Source organism: Micromonospora sp. AMSO12t, from assembly GCF_008806585.1.
Lineage (GTDB): Bacteria > Actinomycetota > Actinomycetes > Mycobacteriales > Micromonosporaceae > Micromonospora > Micromonospora reichwaldensis.
In genome coordinates this window covers 1-4,162 of the sequence record NZ_WAAS01000402.1, presented here as the reverse complement: position 1 = coordinate 4,162, position 4,162 = coordinate 1, and the positions used below count along the sequence as shown (strand labels likewise).

General features: G+C 74.8%; 4 protein-coding genes. 1 reads left to right on the top strand and 3 read right to left on the bottom strand.

Annotation, left to right across the window (positions count from 1 at the left end; translation table 11 throughout):
- Nucleotides 1-560 (top strand): GNAT family N-acetyltransferase (locus F6X68_RS31215; protein ID WP_151457609.1); only part of this gene is annotated, 560 nt, incomplete at its 5' end.
- A gap of 119 nt (nucleotides 561-679) precedes the next feature.
- On the opposite strand, the gene hpf is transcribed toward F6X68_RS31215, so the two are convergent.
- The 3 genes from hpf to F6X68_RS31200 all read right to left on the bottom strand — a co-directional run bounded on the left by hpf (nucleotide 680) and on the right by F6X68_RS31200 (nucleotide 4,068).
- A complete protein-coding gene (gene hpf, locus F6X68_RS31210; protein ID WP_151457608.1) occupies nucleotides 680-1,312 on the bottom strand; it encodes a ribosome hibernation-promoting factor, HPF/YfiA family in 633 nt (210 codons plus the stop codon).
- Between the two features lie 249 nt (nucleotides 1,313-1,561).
- The gene (locus tag F6X68_RS31205) at nucleotides 1,562-2,266 is read right to left on the bottom strand and encodes a ComF family protein (protein WP_151457607.1); all 705 of its coding nucleotides are present in this window, start codon (nucleotides 2,264-2,266) and stop codon (nucleotides 1,562-1,564) included.
- Between the two features lie 5 nt (nucleotides 2,267-2,271).
- Complete coding sequence (locus F6X68_RS31200) at nucleotides 2,272-4,068, bottom strand: LpqB family beta-propeller domain-containing protein (RefSeq protein ID WP_151457606.1); 1,797 nt, start codon at nucleotides 4,066-4,068, stop codon at nucleotides 2,272-2,274.
- Nucleotides 4,069-4,162 lie beyond the last annotated feature (94 nt).

Genomic DNA, 4,162 nt, shown 5'->3' with positions numbered 1-4,162 from the left:
CCCGGCTCCTGCCGGACCTGCCCGACGGCCGGCTCACCGACGGCGTGGTGACCCTGCGCCGGCTCGGCCCGGACGACGTCGACGTGATGTACCGCCTGCACACGCGGCCGGAGGTGGTGGCGAACCAGGCCCCGCCGGTGCCGCCGACCCGGGCGGCCGTCGAACGGCGTTGCCTGCTGGCCGAGAGCGCGTGGCTCACCGGCGCCATCGCCCGGCTGCTGATCGTCGACGCGGTCACCGGCGAGCCGGCGGGCAGTTGCGGGCTCAGCCTCTCCGACCCGGTGGCCGGTGAGGGCTCGGTCGGCTACGCGCTGCTGCCCGACCAGCGGGGACGCGGGCTGGCCACCAGGGCGGTGCGGCTCCTGGCCGGCTGGGCGTTCGGTCCGGCCGGGATCGCCCGGCTGGTCGCCGGCACCGTGCCCGACAACACCGACTCGCACGGGGTGCTGGAGCGGGTGGGATTCCGCCGGGAGGGCCTGCTGCTCGGGCGGCTGCCGGGACTGGCCGGCAGCCGCACCGACGACCTGGTCTTCGGGCTGCTCCCCGACGAACTCCGCTGACCCGCCCGCCCGGATCCGGCGCCGGGCGCCCCGGGCGGCGTCGATCTCGGGCGCCCGGCGGGACTCCCCGCCCCGGGCGGCCGTGGTGGCGGGTGGGCCGCCACCACGGCGCCGGAGGGTCAGACGGCGAGGGAGATGATTCCGTAGTCGTAGGCGTGCCGCCGGTAGACGACGCTCGGGCGGCCGGACTCCTTGTCCTGGAACAGGTAGAAGTCGTGGCCGACGAGTTCCATCTGGAACAGGGCTTCGTCGACGGTCATCGGCTCGGCGGGGTGCACCTTCTCCCGCGCGATGTGCCAGGGCTGGTCGTGTTCCTCCTCCTCGACCCGTTCGGCGACGGCGGTGGCCGTCCCGGCGCCGTCGGGGGACGCGCCCAGCGGCGCGTCGAGGCCGGCCACCGGCAGGCCGGCGGTGGCGGCGGCGACGGAGAGCGGCGCGTGCCGGCCCCGGTGGACGCGGCGACGGTCGGCCGCCCGACGCAACCGGGTGTCCAGCTTGGCGATGGCCGCGTCGAGCGCGCTGTAGAAGTCGTTCGTGCAGGCCTCCGCCCGGATCACCGGGCCACGGGAAACGCAGGTGATTTCGACGCGCTGGCAGTGGTCGGCCTGGCGCGGATTGCGCTCGTGGAACAGCTCCACATCGACACGAATAAGTTTATGGTCGTAGCGTTCGATCTTCGCGAGTTTCTCCGCCACGTGCACCCGGTAATGATCCGGCACTTCGACGTTACGGCCCTTGACCACGATGTCCATGTGACCTCCCTAGTTCGGACGGTCGTTCGTTCCGGCATCCGGTCGCGCGCCCCTGGGGGAGGCCCCACTCGGCGTCGACCGGTCAGTGCGGCTACGCCTCCTTTCACCACCGGGGGTGGATGGAAACACCTCCTACCCCCGACACGAAAACGCTAACTCCTGTTCGCCCGACAGTCACCCCCGGTCGCCGGGACAGCCAACAATTTTTCACAGCTCATACACCAACGGGTGAAACGGAAACACGCACCGTCACAAAGTGCGCCGTCGCTCGGTCGCGGCGAGCACTGCGGCGACCGTCGGTGACAGTCCGCTCGCGGTCAGCGCCCGCCCCACCGCGGCGAGGGTGGACCCGGTGGTCAGGATGTCGTCGAGCACCACCACCGCCGCCCCGTCGGGCGCAGACGGGACCCGCGGGCGGACCCGGAAGGCCGCCTCGGCCGCCGCCGCCCTGCCGGCGCTGTCCAGCGTCACCGAGTCGGGGCGGGGCAGGGCCCGCAGCGGCCGCCGCACCCGCACCGGCCAGCCCGCCCGGCGCAGCCGGTCCGCGCAGTGCCGGGTCAGCCGGCCGAGGTGGTCGCCGTACCGGGCGCGGGCCGCCGCCGCGGTGTCCGGCACCGGCACCAGCGTCACCGGGCGGACCCCGCCCACCGCCGCCGCCACGACCTCGGCGAGCAGCGCCCCCAGCGGCCGGGCCAGCCCGTGCCGGCCGTGGTCCTTGTACGCCAGCAGCGCCTCCCGCAGCGGGCCCGCGTACGGGCCGAGGGCGACGCAGGGCGGCAGGTCGGGCGGGGCGGGAGTGGGTCGTACGGCCCGGGGGCGCAGCGCGCCGAGCACCGCCACGCACTCCGGGCAGACGCCGTGCCGAAGCCCCGGCCGGCGCTCGCGGCAACCGGCGCACTCCACGGGCAGCACCAGGTCGGTGAGGTCCGCCCAGAGCCCGCCGAGATCCCGCACGGAGATCAGTAGAGGAAGAAGGGGGCGGTCGGGTTGCCGGCGCGCGCCCCGGCCGACGGCGGCGTGACCTCCTGCACCTGCTGCGGCTGGATCCGCTCGAACGGGCTGCTGCGGTACGCGACCCCGTTCGCCTCGTACATCGCGGCGCCGAGGCGACCCACCGCGTTCGCCGGGTACGCGGCGAGGTGCGTCACCCGGGCGCCGATCTTGTCCTCCAGCCGGCTCTCCCGGGCGCCGTCCACGCTGACCTCGTAGACCGCTGGGCGACCGACCGCGCCCGCGAGGACCAGGGTGTTCTCGCCGTACCAGTCGACGGCCGACAGGCTGGTCAGCCGGGTGTGCAGCCGACGGGCCGGGCCGGGGGTCGCCCCCGCGCCGTCGGGGCTGAGTGCGGCGACGTAGAGCGCGCCCCCGGCGATGACGGCGATCCGGTGGCCGTCCAGCGAGGCCGCCACGGCGGTCACCGGGCCGGGTACGCCCAGCGGCACGGCGGTGAGCTGCGCCTGGGCGTCGAAGCGGTACAGGCTCCCGTCGGCGACCACGAGCCCGGCCGGTTGCCCCCGGTACGTGGAGCGCAGCCAGACCGGCTGGCCCATGGCGGCGTACCCCTTGGCGCTGCGGGTGAAGGCGGCCACCGGGTCGGTGCCGGTGCCGACGGAGAGCCACTGGCGGTTGGCGTCGGAGACCACCAGCGCCGCCAGGATCTGGTTGTCGGCGCGGCTGATCCCGGCGGAGACGACGTTCCGGTTCGCCTTGGGGTCCACGGGCACCGGGCCGGTCGGCTCTCCCGGGTAGGCCAGCGGGTGGACGGCGCCCTCGTAGACGCAGAACCGCTGGAAGCTCTCCGGGAGCTGGTACACCGGGCGGTCCAGGCGGCGCCGTTCCAGGTCGGGGATGAACTCCTGGGACTGGTTGCGGATCTTGATTTCGAGCGGCCCGTCGAGGTCCGACAGCGACCAGGCGAGCTGCGTGCCGAGCTGCTCCAGCCGGGCCTTGTCCTCCGGCATCTCCAGGTCGACCTCCCAGCGGCCGTCCGTCCGGGTGGCGTTGTTGATCAGGCGGGTGCCGTCCGGCAGCCGGCGCACGGCCGTGCCGAGCCAGGCCGAGGGCCCGGCGGTCAGCCACTTGACCACCTCGCTGACCCGCCGCTCGTCCGGCACGGCGAGCGGAAGGTAACGCTGGTCGGGGACGAGGCGGGTGCGGTCGTTGTTCCAGAAGTAGATCGTCCGGCTCTGGTAGTACGTCTCCAGGGCGTCGACGCTGAGCAGCAGCGCGGTCGGCGGGTTCGCCACGTAGAGGCCCCCGTCCGCCACGCCCTCCTGCCCGGGCTGGCTGCGCAGCTCGAAGGTGTAGGTCGTGGTGCTCGTCTCCGGCGGGGCCAACGTGCCGTCCGTGCGCAGCTGCCCGACCTGCTGCACCTTGAGGGTGACCTCGGTCCGGTCCGGGGCGTAGACGGGCACCGGCTCCTCGGTGAGCCGGACGACGGCCAGCGTGACCTCGCTGCCCTGCTTGGTCTGGAGGCGGTCGCGGTCCGCCGGCACGATGAACTGCCGGACCCGCTGGTACGCCCCGTCCGGCTCGCCGGCCGCGGCGGAGAGGAAGTTCTGGACGAACTGCTCGGCGTCGGTGCCGGCCGCGCTCCGGCTCGGGGGCTCGCCCCGGCTGCCGCTGGTCGAGCCGCCCTCCGCCGCCGGCCCCGGCCCGTCCACCCGGACCTCGGTGTTCTCCGGGATGCCGCAGCCGGCCACGCCGCCCAGCAGCAGCGCGCCGCCGAGCAGGCCGGCGAGCAGTCGACGCCTCACGACCCCACCTCCGCGTGCCCCCCGTTGCCCGGCCGGCGCGGACCGACCGGCAGCGCGCCGTTGGTGCCCGGGCCGATCGTGAGTGTGCCCCCGG

Bases quoted from the DNA above. Each gene is read 5' to 3' on its own strand.
- hpf (WP_151457608.1), bottom strand. From the start codon at position 1,312: ATGGACATCGTGGTCAAGGGCCGTAACGTCGAAGTGCCGGATCATTAC.